This window comes from Paraburkholderia sp. UCT2 (assembly GCF_014397665.1).
GTDB lineage: Bacteria > Pseudomonadota > Gammaproteobacteria > Burkholderiales > Burkholderiaceae > Paraburkholderia > Paraburkholderia tuberum.
This window is the reverse complement of record NZ_VZQO01000059.1, coordinates 1-14,369: the sequence shown is the minus strand read 5'-3', so window position 1 is coordinate 14,369 and position 14,369 is coordinate 1. Positions and strand designations below refer to the sequence as shown.

At 62.5% G+C, this 14,369-nt stretch carries 13 protein-coding genes and 1 pseudogene; 8 read left to right on the top strand and 6 right to left on the bottom strand.

Features of this window, described 5'->3' with window-relative positions; genetic code table 11:
* Window positions 1-52 precede the first annotated feature (52 nt).
* Both F6X39_RS32135 and hydA read left to right on the top strand, forming a co-directional pair.
* Window positions 53-1,555 carry an NCS1 family nucleobase:cation symporter-1 gene (locus tag F6X39_RS32135; protein ID WP_184033163.1) on the top strand — a complete coding sequence of 501 codons (1,503 nt, stop codon included), beginning with the start codon at window positions 53-55 and terminating at the stop codon, window positions 1,553-1,555.
* Between the two features lie 42 nt (window positions 1,556-1,597).
* Entirely contained in the window at window positions 1,598-3,055 is a 1,458-nt protein-coding gene (gene hydA, locus F6X39_RS32130; protein ID WP_090811231.1) for a dihydropyrimidinase, read from the top strand.
* A 227-nt stretch (window positions 3,056-3,282) separates the two neighbouring features.
* Here hydA and F6X39_RS32125 read toward each other — a convergent pair whose 3' ends face one another.
* Window positions 3,283-4,233 (bottom strand): oxidoreductase, encoded by a 951-nt coding sequence (locus F6X39_RS32125; protein ID WP_187619574.1) that lies wholly within the window; start codon window positions 4,231-4,233, stop codon window positions 3,283-3,285.
* Window positions 4,234-4,369: 136 nt separating this feature from the next.
* Window positions 4,370-6,039, bottom strand: a pseudogene (locus tag F6X39_RS32120) (Tn3 family transposase); the annotation flags it as partial.
* On the opposite strand from F6X39_RS32120, the gene F6X39_RS32115 reads away from it, so the two are divergent.
* A complete protein-coding gene (locus F6X39_RS32115) occupies window positions 5,998-6,885 on the top strand; it encodes a PhzF family phenazine biosynthesis protein (protein WP_262414891.1) in 888 nt (295 codons plus the stop codon). The pseudogene F6X39_RS32120 and the gene F6X39_RS32115 sit on opposite strands and share 42 nt — an antisense overlap.
* Window positions 6,886-7,033: 148 nt before the next feature.
* Here the strand turns inward: F6X39_RS32115 and F6X39_RS32110 are convergent, their stop codons facing one another.
* The 3 genes from F6X39_RS32110 to F6X39_RS32100 all read right to left on the bottom strand — a co-directional run bounded on the left by F6X39_RS32110 (window position 7,034) and on the right by F6X39_RS32100 (window position 10,938).
* Window positions 7,034-7,834: a hypothetical protein gene (locus F6X39_RS32110; protein ID WP_187619572.1), complete on the bottom strand. Its 801-nt coding sequence runs from the start codon at window positions 7,832-7,834 to the stop codon at window positions 7,034-7,036.
* Window positions 7,835-8,323: 489 nt separating this feature from the next.
* The gene (locus tag F6X39_RS32105) at window positions 8,324-8,743 is read right to left on the bottom strand and encodes a GntR family transcriptional regulator (protein WP_222945380.1); all 420 of its coding nucleotides are present in this window, start codon (window positions 8,741-8,743) and stop codon (window positions 8,324-8,326) included.
* A gap of 1,022 nt (window positions 8,744-9,765) precedes the next feature.
* The gene (locus tag F6X39_RS32100) at window positions 9,766-10,938 is read right to left on the bottom strand and encodes a tyrosine-type recombinase/integrase (RefSeq protein WP_187619571.1); all 1,173 of its coding nucleotides are present in this window, start codon (window positions 10,936-10,938) and stop codon (window positions 9,766-9,768) included.
* Window positions 10,939-11,100: 162 nt separating this feature from the next.
* Here F6X39_RS32100 and F6X39_RS32095 point away from each other — a divergent pair, with 162 nt between their 5' ends.
* The 5 genes from F6X39_RS32095 (at window position 11,101) to F6X39_RS32075 (ending at window position 13,525) form a co-directional block, all read left to right on the top strand.
* A complete protein-coding gene (locus F6X39_RS32095; RefSeq protein ID WP_187619570.1) occupies window positions 11,101-12,114 on the top strand; it encodes a DNA-binding protein in 1,014 nt (337 codons plus the stop codon).
* A complete protein-coding gene (locus F6X39_RS32090; RefSeq protein WP_187619597.1) occupies window positions 12,111-12,314 on the top strand; it encodes a hypothetical protein in 204 nt (67 codons plus the stop codon). The genes F6X39_RS32095 and F6X39_RS32090 overlap by 4 nt, the downstream gene beginning before the upstream one ends.
* 79 nt (window positions 12,315-12,393) lie before the next feature.
* Window positions 12,394-12,639 carry a type II toxin-antitoxin system ParD family antitoxin gene (locus F6X39_RS32085; protein WP_187619569.1) on the top strand — a complete coding sequence of 82 codons (246 nt, stop codon included), beginning with the start codon at window positions 12,394-12,396 and terminating at the stop codon, window positions 12,637-12,639.
* Complete coding sequence (locus F6X39_RS32080; RefSeq protein ID WP_187619568.1) at window positions 12,629-12,928, top strand: type II toxin-antitoxin system RelE/ParE family toxin; 300 nt, start codon at window positions 12,629-12,631, stop codon at window positions 12,926-12,928. Before F6X39_RS32085 ends, F6X39_RS32080 begins: the two co-directional genes overlap by 11 nt.
* 369 nt (window positions 12,929-13,297) lie before the next feature.
* Window positions 13,298-13,525, top strand: coding sequence for a hypothetical protein (locus F6X39_RS32075; protein WP_187619567.1), 228 nt, complete (start codon window positions 13,298-13,300; stop codon window positions 13,523-13,525).
* Between the two features lie 276 nt (window positions 13,526-13,801).
* Here F6X39_RS32075 and F6X39_RS32070 read toward each other — a convergent pair.
* Window positions 13,802-14,369, bottom strand: a 568-nt coding sequence (locus tag F6X39_RS32070; RefSeq protein ID WP_187619566.1) for a proline dehydrogenase family protein, incomplete at its 5' end; no start/stop codon positions are given.

Genomic DNA, 14,369 nt, shown 5'->3' with positions numbered 1-14,369 from the left:
ATTTCGAAGCCGGATCGAGCCGGACCCACGACAAGCACGGAGAACCCACGTCATGAGCCAGCCCTTTGCAGTCGACGCCAATGCGCGCCGCGCCGAAAGCGAGCTATACAACGATGACCTCGCGCCCACCGGCGTTGCGCAGCGCACATGGCGCTGGTATCACTTCGCGGCACTATGGGTAGGCATGGTGATGAACATCGCCTCCTACATGCTCGCCGCCGGCCTCACCGAGCAGGGCATGGCGCCATGGCAGGCCGTGCTAACCGTGCTGCTCGGCAATCTGATCGTGCTCATGCCGATGCTGCTGATCGGTCATGCGGGTACGAAGTACGGCATTCCTTATGCGGTGCTCGTGCGAGCGTCGTTCGGCACCCAGGGCGCCAAGCTGCCAGCCATGCTGCGCGCCGTCGTGGCGTGCGGCTGGTACGGGATTCAATCATGGCTTGGCGGCAGCGCCATCTATACGCTCGTCAACATCCTCACGCACAACGCGCTGGTGGGCGACGCACTGCCGTGGCTCGGCATTTCGATCGGACAGGCTAGCTGCTTCCTCGTCTTCTGGGTGTTCCAGCTGTACTTCATCCTGCACGGCACCGATTCGATCCGCTGGCTCGAAAGCTGGTCCGCGCCCATCAAGGTGGTGATGTGCGCAGTGCTCGTGTGGTGGGCATGTTCGAAGGCAGGCGGCGTGGGCTCGATGCTGTCGCAACCGTCACAGTTCGCCGCCGGCGGCAAGAAGGCGGGCCTCTTCTGGGCGACGTTCTGGCCGAGCCTCACGGCCATGGTGGGTTTCTGGGCCACGCTCGCGCTCAACATTCCCGACTTCACGCGTTTCGCAAAAACGCAAAAAGACCAGTTCGTGGGCCAGGCCATCGGCCTGCCCATTCCGATGGCGTTGCTCTCGGTGGTCTCCGTGGTCGTGACCTCTGCAACGGTTGTGATTTACGGAAGGGCGATCTGGGACCCGATCGACCTCACGAGTCGCATGGAGGGCGTCGGTGTGGGCATCGCGCTCATCATCCTCACACTGGACACGATGTGCTGCAATCTCGCCGCGAATCTCGTCGGGCCAGCTTACGACTTCTCGAGCCTCTGGCCCAAGGGCATCTCGTACAAGACGGGCGGTCTCATCACCGCGGGTATCGCCATCGTGATGATGCCGTGGAAGATCCTTGCCACCACCCAGGGCTACATCTTCACGTGGCTCGTCGGTTATTCGGCGCTGCTTGGGCCTGTGGCCGGCATCCTGATGGTCGACTACTTTCTCGTTCGCAGCACACGCCTCGACACGGCCCAGCTGTTCGAGGAAAACGGCGAATACGCCTACTCGAACGGCTGGAATCCGGCTGCCGTGATCGCGCTGATCGCAGGTGTGCTGCCGAACCTGCCGGGCTTTCTCAATGTCGCGTTCCCGAATGCGTTTGCCACCGTGCCCGATGCGTTCAAAAGCATTTACACCTATGCGTGGTTCGTGGGGCTCGCCATTGCGGCGCTCGTCTATGGCGTGATGATGAAGCTCGGCAAGAGCCGGCGCCCACGTGTTGCGAGCGCGTGAGCGTTTCAAGCGTGAATGTTCAACTGAAGGAGACTTGGCATCATGGCGATCCTGATTCGAGGCGGCACCGTCGTCAATGCAGACAAGAGCTGGCGTGCGGACGTGCTCTGCGAAAACGGCGTGATCCAGAGCGTTGGCGAGAACCTCGACGCGCCTGCGGGCGCGACCGTGGTCGACGCCGGTGGCCAATACGTGATGCCTGGCGGCATCGATCCGCACACGCATATGGAGCTGCCCTTCATGGGCACGACCGCCAGCGACGACTTCTACACGGGCACGGCGGCGGGGCTTGCGGGCGGCACGACATCGATCATCGACTTCGTCATCCCCAACCCGAAGCAACCGCTGATGGACGCCTTTCGCGAGTGGCGCGGCTGGGCCGAGAAAGCCGCTTCTGATTATGGCTTTCACGTGGCGGTGACGTGGTGGGATGAAAGCGTGTATCGGGACATGGGGCTCCTCGTGAACGAGCATGGCGTCTCGAGCTTCAAGCACTTCATGGCCTACAAGAACGCCATCATGGCCGACGACGAGATTCTCGTGAACAGCTTTGCGCGCTCACTCGAACTGGGCGCGCTGCCTACCGTGCATGCGGAAAACGGCGAGCTCGTATTCCAGTTGCAACGCCAGTTGCTTGCGCGCGGTTTCACGGGGCCCGAGGCGCATCCGCTTTCACGGCCACCCGAAGTCGAAGGCGAGGCAGCGAATCGCGCCATCCGCATCGCGCAGGTGCTCGGCGTGCCGGTGTACATCGTGCATGTCTCGGCGAAAGACGCGCTCGAGGCGATCGCGCGCGCACGCGGCGAAGGGCAGCGCGTATTCGGCGAAGTGCTGGCGGGGCATCTCGTGATCGATGAGTCGGTCTATCGCGACCCGGACTGGACGCGCGCCGCCGCCCACGTGATGAGTCCGCCGTTCCGTACCCAGGAGCATCGCGACGCGCTCTGGCGCGGGCTTCAGGGCGGCCTGCTGCACACCACCGCAACCGACCACTGCGTGTTCTGCGCTTCGCAGAAAGCCATGGGCCGCCATGATTTCACGAGAATTCCGAATGGTTGCGGCGGCGTGGAAGATCGCATGGCGGTGTTGTGGGATCAAGGTGTGAACACCGGCCGGCTCACGCCGAACGAATTTGTGCGCGTCACCTCCACCAATGCGGCGCAAATCTTCAACCTGTACCCGCGCAAGGGCACGGTGGCCGTGGGTGCCGACGCCGATCTCGTCGTCTGGGATCCCGAGGCCACGCGCGCGATATCGGTCAAGACGCATCATCAGAACGTGGACTTCAACGTGTTCGAAGGGATGACGGTTCGCGGCGTGCCCACACACACCGTCTCACAAGGCGAACTCGTGTGGGCGGACGGCGACCTGCGCGCGCGGCGCGGAGCCGGGCGTTATCTGAAGCGGCCCGCGAATCCCGGCTATCTGCAGGCCTCGCGCCTCGCGAAGAGCCTGAAGCAGACGCAGCCGGTGCATCGCGAAGGTGACGCGCCACAATAAACACGGCAACGCGTGGAGGCACTGCAGGGGACATCGGGGGCTCGACGCGACAGGATTCGCGTTGCGCCCCGGTAGTTCGAGTGCAAACCGGTCTGCGCTTTTTATCTGCGTCGGAGTTCGCCATTGAGCGATCAGATACAAGAACAGCGCGAGTCGGGGTGCGGTCATCGTTGAATGAGCAATCCGTATCTCGCGGTTAGTGTTTCCCGCGTTCCGCGATCCATGCGCTATCCGGTCGCTGTTCCAGTCAGCGATTCACAGGCCTGCCAGAGGCGTCTTGCATCGGTTCCGTTTCTTGCCTGACTGGCGACGTTCGCTGGTCCCACGTCTCGACCACGTGTTTCGAACAATCCGAGCGGACCATAGTAGCCGCCGTCGACGACATCGGCCGCGGTTGCGGCATAGAGCGTGGAAAGCGCGCCGGTCTGGTCACTGTTGAACAAGATATCGATCAGTCCGCCTAGCGCAGAGCGGACGATCGGGCTTGCGGCAAAATGGTCGGCACGGAACAGATTCGTATTGGCAACGCCGGGATGCGCGGCAACGGACATCACGCGCGATCGTGCGGCGCGCAACCGGCGATCGAGTTCGAACGCGAACATGAGGTTGGCGAGCTTCGACTGTCGATAGGCGGTCATCGGACGGTAACGATGGGTTGCCTGAAGGTCGTCGAAGTCGAGCCGCCCGGTCTTGTGTGCGATAGAGGCAACCGTGACCACGCGTGGCCGCTCGGCAGACGCTCCTGCCGCCATCTCGAGCGCAGGCAACAGGAGGCGCGTCAGGGCGAAATGCCCGAGTACATTGGTGCCGAACTGCAATTCGAAGCCGTCGACCGTTTCGAGGCGTCGGCGGGGCGCCATGACGCCCGCATTGTTGATGAGGATGTCGAGCGGCCGGCATTGCGCGAGTTCGCGATCGCAAAAGGCGCGCACCGAAGCAAGGCTTGCGAGATCCAGTCGTTCAAGCCGCAATCGGGCGGCGGGCAGTTCCCTCTGCAGACGGGACAGGGCATCGGCGCCGCGCTGTTCGTCACGGCAGGCGAGTACGACTTCCGCGCCTGTGCGAGCCAGTATTGCAGCGACGTGATAGCCGATGCCGCTGTTGGCCCCCGTGATGATGACGCGTTTGCCGTGCTGAGGCGTGATGTCGTCGATGCTCCATTGTTTGTTCTGGTTCATTGGCGATTGTCGAGGGAAGGCCGTTAGCCGGAGAGAATGCTGACTAGCATACCCGTTGCACGCGCGCCGCATGTGCTGGACATTCTCGGGTTTGATGTTTGAGGTGCAGTGGAACGGAAAACCGGGTTAAGGATTTTCACGAGTCACTGTCTGCGGGATCACGTAAGGGTCGCAACTCGCCCTTGGCCACCGCTTCGGGCATCGAGAACGAGTACCGCCCCAGCATGTTGATGTGCTCGTGCAACAGTGGCGATAGCCGCGCCACATCGGCATCCTTTACCACGTAGTTTTCCTCCCGCAACTGGTTCAAGGCTGCCTCCATGTATATCGTGTTCCACAGCACGGTCATGTTGAGCACGAGGCCGAGTGTGCCCAACTGGTCTTCCTGACCCTCACGGTAATGTTGGCGCAGCTCGCCGCGCTTGCCGTGAAAGACAGCACGCGCGACGCTATGGCGGCCTTCGCCGCGGTTGAGCTGTGTCAACGTGCCTCTGCGTTTCGCTTCGTCATCGATGTAGGTCAGCATGTGCAGCGTTTTGTCGATGCGCCCGAATTCAGCGATCGCTTGCGCGAGTCGCGTCGGCCGGTCGCCAACCTGGAGCGTGCGCATAACGCCGGTAGCGGCCACCCGGCCGAGCTTGAGCGAGCCGGCCAGGCGCAGCATGTCATCCCAATGCGGCTCGATCTTCTGGAAGCTGAGGTGATGCGCCGAGACTGGATTAAGCAAAGCGTAGTCGGCCTGTGCATCGAACCGCCGGAAACGCGTGCCACCAACGTCGGCCAGTGGGGACTGAAGCGGTAGCCGAGCAGGCGGAACAGTCCGAACACCACGTCGCTGTAGGCGGCGGTGTCCGTCATGATCTGCGTTGGTTGAAGGTCAGTCTGCTGTTCGCGTACTACGGCCAGCAGGATCAGGCTGTCTCGCAACGTACCGGGAACGGTAATATCGTTCAGGCCAGAGAACTGATCAGATAGCAGGTTGTACCAGGTGACGCCGCGCCCGACGCCGAAATATTTCGGGTTTCGGCCGGCGTGCACCGTACGAACCGGGACCACGAAGCGCATGCCGTCGGCCGACGTCACTTCGCCGCCACCCCACAAATTAGCCAGCTGCACAAGACGACTTTGTGCGGCGACCAGTGTCGCATTCGCCGCCGTCAGCGTGTCGTCTCGCAGGTAGTTCTGATCTACCCAGGACAGCCGGTCACGCTTGAGCGCCGGCACGTCGTTGCGGATCAACGGCTCCAGCCCGGTGCTGGAGGCTTCGGCCATCAGCACTGCACACAGGCTGATGCGCAGGTCGGTCGCGCGCGCGGTGCGTTCCGAGATGTGGGTGAAGGCGCCGGTGAAGCCTGTATGCGAGGCAATTTCCAGAATCAGCTCCGGCAGGTCCACGCGCGGCAGCATGCCGGCCACCTTCTTGCGCAACTCGAGCAGTGAAGCCGGTTCGTCCAGCTTGTCCAGCGGACTGAGCACCAGCTCGTGCTTGTCGCCAGCCATGTCGAAGCGTACTGCCGGGTTGTCGGGCAGCCTGGCTGCCACCGCACGGTAGGTCCGATCCAGTTCGGTCGCCAAGGCGGTCAGCGTCGGCTCGTGGCCGACCGACAGCCCGAGGGTCCGGCAGATGATCGGGCGGGTAGCCTCCCATTCAGCACCTTCCAGCAGGCCGGCACGTGGATTGGCATAACGCCAGCTCGGCGCTACGAATACGTCACGACGCTTCAGGGCAATCTGTAGCTCTTCCAGCACGCAGAAGGTGTACGCATGGAAGTCAACGGTGCCGTCTTCATTCACAACATGCCTTTGACAGACGGAAAAACTGGGGGAAATCCCGCCGGCGTGGTGATCGACGCCGATGAACTCACCGTGAGTCAGAAGCTGCATGTCGCCCAGCAGGCCGCACTATCGGAAACTGCATTCGTGTCGAAATCGAATGTCGCGACGATCAAGTTGGAATTTTTCACACCAACGCGGCAGATTGCTCATTGCGGTCACGCCACCATTGCCACGTTTTCGCTCCTGAGGCAACTCGGCAGAGTAAGTAACGGCTGGTCGTCAAAGGAGACAATCGACGGATGCAGGGACATCGCAATTGATGGCAATACCGTTCTGATGGAACAGCGTTCCCCGACCTATCGCACAATCGAAAAGGGGTCCCAACTCGCCGCAAAAATCGCACAGTCGATGGGCATATCGACGGGCCAGATCTACAGCACGGCGAGCCCGGCAGTAGTCAACACGGGCAACAGTTTTCTGATGGTTGCATTGCCGGATGAGCGGTCCGTGGCCGCGATCCGTCCGGACCAGCGATCTATCGAATCGATCAGCGACGAACTCGACTTGATTGGTTATTACGTATTCTCGACCACGACGAAAGTACCGGGTCGCCACGCTGGAGCCCGGATGTTCGCGCCACGTTTCGGAATTGCCGAAGAGTCGGGGACGGGAACGGCGGCGGGGCCTCTGGCGTGCTTTCTATACGAGCGTATGGGTGTGGGCGACACGGAAATAGCCATTGAACAGGGCCGCTTGATGCAGCCGCCGTCGCCGAGCGTCATCCAGGTCGCTCTTGATGTCGACAGCAGCAGGATTTCGCGATTGATGGCTGGAGGCACGGGGGTAGTCATGCGGTCGATTACCGTCGAGATTTGATGATGGCATTGAGCGTCCGCTAAGTGGACGGTCGAACGGCCGTTGGGGGTGGCGAAGGGCCGATCGCCGTCGGGCAGAGGTCGGCCATCAGCGGTCGGTCGAAAGCGTGGCCCAGATCGTCCACAATCGAGCCACTCACACCTCTTGATTAAAAATCCGCTGGCGATCTTGCTGCTGAAACGGACCGTCCCGATAACCTTTTAGCGTTGAGGTCGATATCCTGCGCTTTCAGAAACTCTGCCTTGATACGCCACTTCGCGGTGCCATCCGGTAGGCCGAATATGAGTGCTTTGTCGTCGGGTTCATCAAAAGTAGCGGGCGCAACGGTGAAAACCTTCCGTCGCCAGGCTAATGCAACGAGTGTTTTCTTTCCCGTAGTCGACACCTTGAACACGCGGATCCAGGCAGGATGTTCGCCAAGCGCTGACATATCCGTCGTCTCGTCATCGTCCGCCGTGGACGGGCGCGCCCAGCCGATCGCAATGATCCTGATCGTTCGTCCGGCCCGGTCCAGCTGCTCCTGACGCTGTACCTGCTTGCCCAGCAAGCGGAACCGTGACGTGGGAACATGAGAGCCCGCCATGAAGTATTCCGCGATTACCCAGTCGCCCCCCGAAGAGACGATCGGAACATCTCGTCGACGATCGTATCGATAGATTCTGGCCACGTCGTGGAGGACCGATTTCGGAACGGCAGTACCTGGGAAAAAATAGCGCGCCGGTTTGAAATCACCGGTTTCCGATGCGATCGAGTTCTCGGCGTTCATGTCCAGACGCAACAGCTTTGGCGGCAACGTAATCGAAATCAGTGCATTGCCAGCAGTCCTCGCGACATACGGCGGTTGGGAGGACTCAACTGTCTTGATGGAAGGCTGCGCTTGCGGCAAAGCTGATCCGCATGGTGCGATCAGGAAACAGGCAAATGCGCCTATGGCGAAACATGTGTTCAAGCGAGATTTCATTCTGCTGGGGGGCTCTGGCAGAGAGGACAGGTTAGCTGTTTAATCCGTTTTTGTTCTGCGTGCAAGAATTTCGGCGGTGTCGCGCGTCGCACTCGGCCGTCACAGGCTCCGTGACTGGCACAACGGGCGGGTGGAAGAATTAAGGTCGGGGACCGCCTCTTATCAAGAATATCAACAGACCGCAATGGGTCGTTAGACAGGCTGAGACTCGCACCGTGACGGGCATTCTCGCGGAATGTGGATCCTGGCGATGTTATCGAGCCCTGCGATTTATGTTATCGGGCCGCTACAGTTAAGTGTCCGTCTGACATACAGGCGAACGGCTGTTGATGGGCCGCTTTGCGGCGGTCCTCCTGAATCTGCGGTGAACAATACTGATGGTGCTCTAATGTCCGAATTCTGAAGCCGGACCAAGTTAGCTTCGCGACCGCTGTCCGAGCTACCCGAATTTCCGCTGCACGCGGCGAGCACTCACGCTTAACCCGGTTTTCCGTTCCACTGCGCGCGCAGCGCGGCCATCCGGACGACGAGTTCCTCGAGCGGCCGCCTGACTTCCAGCAGTTCAAGCTGCTGTCGAATGTCGACGCCGGCAACCAGTGTGCCGCGGCGCGGAAGCATGTCGACGAAGCCGATCTGACGTAGCCGCTGAAGCGCTTCGCGCACGGGGGTTCGCCCCATTTCCAGCTCAACTGCGAGCTGACTTTCCGAGATCATGGAGCCAGGCGGCAAGCGACGGGTGATGATCATTTCCTCGATCTGCGCGAAGGCGACGTCGGCCAGCAACTGTTCGGGCGGATTTATCACTTCAGGTTTGGGAGCATTCTCGACGGAATTGCTTTTTCTCATTAGGGCTATCAGAAACGGTGGACTTGTACGGGTTGCAAGCGGTGCGGCCACGCAATAGCACGGCATACTGGCGTCAGCATACACGCGACCGGTGCGTTGTTCTGATGACGCGTGCCGGTTGAGCAGAATCGCTGGCTGCGCAGGGTGGCGATCGATCTGCTCGCGGACACGGCAACGCACGTGCGCAGTACAAAGTCTGCGAAAGTGGAATAGTACTCATGGGTGAGAGCCCGATCTGCTTCGATCGGCCAGAAGCGGTCACACGTCCCGACATTCCGGGTGCCTGCGTTAGGCCGGTCAGGAGACGCTGCGCGCTTAACGTCAATGCCCGTAACGGGTCGAGCTGGGCCGACATGCATCGGGCAGTACGCGGCCACGCACGGTCAGCTGTCATAGTCCCATGGATCGTCGGCAATCCGCGTCAGTTTCTTGTTTGCGCCGAACGATGTCCATCGTCAAGATTTGCATAGGAAGCTTTTTTGGTCGCGTCGGGAAGCCGCGGTTGTTCGGATCGCCAGTATTGCGACCTGGTGGCCGAAGGCTTGCCGGAAGGCGCAGGAAGATCCCGCCTCCGTGTAGGCCAGGAGCACCTAGGGCGTGCGCCGACCCGATATTCCCAAACTCGGAATCGAATTCTGAACAGAGAGAAATGACGAAAACTGCGATCGGAGCGAGTAGGTAAAAGAGGGGGGCTGAACGAGGTAAGCGCGTCTGCGCTGCAGCGGATGAGCGCGTACCTTGTTCGCCCCCGTGACCGGTAGCACGGCGACGCTGGGCGACGTGATCAAGGCGCACCGCGATCTCCTGCCCCGGCCCCTGGACGTCGCGGTCGACAAAATCTGGGCTTTACGTCGGAACGCGGCCGGCATCTCATCGAGGGACGCGAGCCGAGCGCCGAAGAGGCAGAGCTCGTTGTCGGGCTGGCGTCGTCGATCGGGGCCTATCTCGCGAAACCCGGCCGATGATCCGCTGCCGGAGCAGCGCGGTGAACGGTTGGCTGCGCTTGCGCGGCCGCACAGGCGCGTCGGGCGGCGTCCGCACGGCGGGATGAGCGAACCGTGATATCCGCGCCCTTACCAGTCAATGCGGTGCTTCTGTTCGGTCTCCCGATGGCGCTGGTCGTCGTCGGCGTGCAGGTACAGGCTCGTGGTCGTCAGCGACGCGTGGCCGAGGTTGTCGCGGATGAGCCGCAGGTCCACGTCGCCATCGGCCATGTGGGAGCCCGCGCTGTGGCGCAGCCAGTGGGCCGAGGCGCGCTCGAGCTGGGCTGCGCGGGCGGCATACTCTTCACCGCGCAGGCGCAGTTTTTCGGCGGCGCCGGCGAAGATGCCCTTGACGATCGTGTGCAGGGCGGCCCGCGTGAGGGGCTTCATGGATTTGCCGAGTGGCAGCACGAGGGGCGTGTCCTCATGCGAACCGGGCAGCACGGGCAACCCGCGCTCGCGCCGGTATCGTCCAAGTTCGACCATCATCTCGGCGGAGGCGGGCACGAGGCGCTCCTTGTCGCCCTTGCCGGTGACCTCGAGCCACCAGCGTTCATGCCCGTCGGCGTCACGCCGGCAGAAGAAGCGGCCCATCGTGTTGCCGCTGACCTCGGAGATGCGCAGCCCGCCCAGGTACAGCAGGGTGAAGAGCCAGCGCGCGCGCCAGTAGCGTTCGCGCTCGCGGTCTGTCTCGCGCGGCAGGGTGTCGATGGAAATCTTGACCTCGTGCCATAGGTCGCGCTCGAGAAAGCGCGTGACGCGCGGCGCCGCACGCCGTGCGCGCTGGCGTGAGAGCGACAGCGGGTTGCCGGCGAGGTAGCCTGCGCCGACGAGCCACGAGAAAAGGGCGTTGAGGATCACCATGGCCTGGCGCTGGCTGGAAGCGGCGAGTGGCCCGTGGAACGGTCGCCAGCGCGGATCGTCGCGGGCAAACTTGCGCCCGGTGGCGACCCAGCGGGCGCGCGGCTGCGGGTCGGCGAGGAAGCGCTGGTACACGAGCAGATCCTCGTGCATGAGCGACGACAGCGGCTTGCCAAGCTGGACGATCGCCCACAGCAGCAGTCGTTCGGCTTCCTTGCGGTAGTTCTCGAACGTGGTTTTCGTGTCGGCGACGCGCGCCAGCCACGCGCGAACGGCCGCCAGGTCATCATCGGCTGCGATCTGGCGGTGGCCGGTGGCGCGGTTGACGCCAGTGCGGCCGTCGAGATCATCGGGCAGTTCGAGGACGTCGAGCGGGCGCGGCGCGCTCAGGGCAGTTTTCATGGAGTTTGGGCGGCCTCAGGGTGACACGCGACGATGCTCGCACCACCGATGTTAAATTTCAACATTATAGGGATAATGTCAAAACCACAATGCCATAATAGTAGGTATCTACGGTACTACGGCGTAATATCTACGCATTTCCAGCTGCCCGGTTTTCCGCCCATGCCCGACGCCATCCCCGACGAAACCCGCCTCGCGGCCGAAATCGACCGCCTCAAGGCCGAGTTCCCGAAAACCCGCGAGCTGTACCGCGAGGCCTGCGCGCTGCTGTTCTTCCGCTTCGGCGTCGCGCCGACCGCGAACCGGCTCTACCAGCTGGTGCGCCGCGGCAGCATGAGCACGCCCGTCGCGGTGCTGCAGGAGTTCTGGGCCGAGCTGCGCGAAAAGAGCCGGGTGAGAATCGAGCACGCGGACCTGCCCGAGGACCTGCAGGGCGCCGCCGGCGAACTCGTCGCCACGCTCTGGAAGCGCGCCACGGGGGCCGCGCAGGATGCGCTCGAGGTGCTGCGCGTGGACGTCGAGGAGGTCCGGCAGACAGCCGCGGCGTCGGTGGCCGCGATGCGCGCGGATCTGGAACGCGCGCACACCGCGCTCGAGCAGCGCACCGCGGCACTGCTCGCCGCGCGGGGACGCGTTCAGGCGCTCGAACAGGCACAGGTGGCCGCCGAGGCGACGCGCGGTGCGCTCGAAGGCGAAATCGCGCGGCTGCAGCAGCATGGCCGGGAGCGGGATGCCGCGCTCGAACAGGCGCGTACCGACTTCACCGCCGAGCTCGACAAGCAGCAGGCAAGTGCCAAACTCGCAGAAACCCGTCTGCAGGCGGCCGAAAAACGCGCGCTGCTCGAAATCGAGCGCGAGCGCGCCACGAACGCCCGGCTGCAACGCGACGCGGCCGCCGCCGCGCAGCGTGCCGCCCACAACGAGGCAAGTGCCCGCACCGCGAACCAGACATTGCAGACGCAACTTGGCAGTCTGCGTCACCAGGCCGGTGTGCTCGAGGGGCAACTCGACGCGCTGCGCGCGAGCCATCACGCCCAGGCGCGGGAACTCGAAACGTTACGGCAGATAGCGGCCGGCACTGGCAATATCGCGCCGCGAAATACGCTACGCGCGGGACGTCCAGCTGGGGCGACGAAGCTGCGTCGCGCGTCCCGCAAGCCCGGCGACCGTTCATGAGACGCGCGGCGCACCAACGACGCTGGCCGCTGTGCCCGGAAATTCCGTCGCTGATGAATTACGGTGAACGGGTGGTGGAGGTGGTGGCCGAGGCGCGCGGCCGGCGCGTGACCATCGAGTCAGTCGACGGGAACGGCCGGCGGTTTCGCAGCGCGGTGAAATGGAAGAATCTCACTGCGCTTGACGCACAGCTCTTCTAACCCCATGACTACGGGGACTGGGCGGTCGGGCGAGTACCAAAAATTGGTATATTATGGGGCGACCGAAGAGGAGAGCGCCATGCCACGCAATACATCCATTTCGCTGGGCGACCACTTCGCCGAGTTCGTTGATACCCAGGTCCTGTCTGGACGTTATGGTTCAGCAAGCGACGTCGTGCGCGCAGGCCTGCGCCTGCTTGAATCGCACGAGATGCAGATCCGTGCCTTGCAGGAAGCCCTGAAGGCCGGGGAGGATTCCGGCACGCCCCGTCCGTTCGACAGCGAGGCGTTCCTGACCCGCATGCGGACCACGCATGGCAGCTAGCAGGCGGCAGGTCCGGCTCACGCCGCTGGCCGAGTCCGACCTTGAGGATATCTGGCGCTATACCTCCAGCAACTGGTCCGTGGACCAGGCAGATCGCTATCATCGCGATCTGCTTTCGACAATCGGGGCGCTGGCGCGGGGGCTGAAGACCGGACGTATCTGCTCCGTCAGGGCCGGATACTGGCGCTATACAGCCGGATCACATGTGATTTTTTACCGGGACACGGATCACACGCTTGACGTCATCCGTATCCTGCACCAGCGCATGGACGTCGATCGCCACCTGTAGCTGTTGTCCGTATGGCCACGCGCGATCGTTGCGGGCGCAGCAGGTAATGTCGACGCCTACTGTGCAACGTCTGGCGTAGCGCGATGCGACTTCCCGTCGCAGGGTAGCGCTTAGGGGCCGGAGCCCTTTCGGACTTGTATTATTCCAGGCGAAGAGGTACCCGCCTACTATCTCACTAACCCTTGGATGGTCGAACGGAGATAGTCATGAGCCCTTTTTCCCTGATTGAAGTGTCGGATCTGCATACCCGCGCAGGCGTCACACGCCATGGCCATTTCCGGCTGAACCCCGCGCGCCTAGTGGCCCTGCTGCGAAAGCTCTTCGCGGGGCGTCCTCCCGCCTGCGGCTGCCGCTGAACGGGGGTTGATTGTGGACTACACTCTGGCTCTGCGCTTCTTTGCTGTCATGCTGACGGTTCTATGCCTCCCGCTCGCGACGCTCATGGTGCGGCGCGATCCGCTCCCCGCGAGCAGCACGATCCGCATTGATGCCCTGCCACGCGCGCAGTGGCCTGCCGTTCTGACGCGTACCGGCATCGGGTTTCTGCTCGCGTCCTTTGTTCTGCTTCTGATGGCCTGCTGCCTCCTACTCGACTGACTGTCCTTCAACCGGTCGCCATTGACCGGCGCATGGCACGCATCAGTCCCGCTGCCTGCGGGCGACCCACCGCCGCACGATTCGTGGGGAGCTGGAACCGTTTCGCGCCCCGGGAGGCGGTCGTGGCGTGTCGATGGCACGTACCTGATTCGGTGAATGGCGATCGGCCGGAGACCGTTGCCGACCCACTCCGGCCGGACGGTCCTCTCAAATGCAGCCGTTCAAACCGGGACCAACGATCTGGTCGGTCCCGCTCCGCTAATCCTGCTGTAACTGCTAGCGCGCCCGATTGCTATGGATCATCGCCGCCAGGATATATCCAGCAATTCGCGGATTCTCCTTGATTCGCCGGGTGCTGTAGCCATACCAATCATGACCATAGGGCACATAGACCCTCACGTTAAATCCTTGCGAAAGCAAAGCGTCACGCAGCGGCTCGCACACCCCCAGCAACATCTGGAACTCGAAGCGTGACCTGTCGATTCGCTCGCACTGCAGCCAATTGGAAAGCAGATCGATCAATTGGGCATCGTGCGTTGCAATGCCTACGAACGATCCCGCCTGTATTGCGCTCGAAACGTGCCGAATGAAGTGCGAATTGATCGCGGCCCGATCCCTTGATGCACCGTCGACGAGATGCTCGTTTGTCTCAGCATAAATTCCCTTGCAAATGTGCATGCAGAGCAGGGCCAGGTTGACTGGGCCCATTTTGATCACCTGCAGATCGGGCGCGCGCGCCGGCCGCTCATGGCCTTCGTCATGGTGCTGTCGTGGTCGCGGCAGATCTATCTGCGCTTCTTCCTCGATGCCCGCATGGACAGCTTCCTGGCGGGCCACGCCGGCG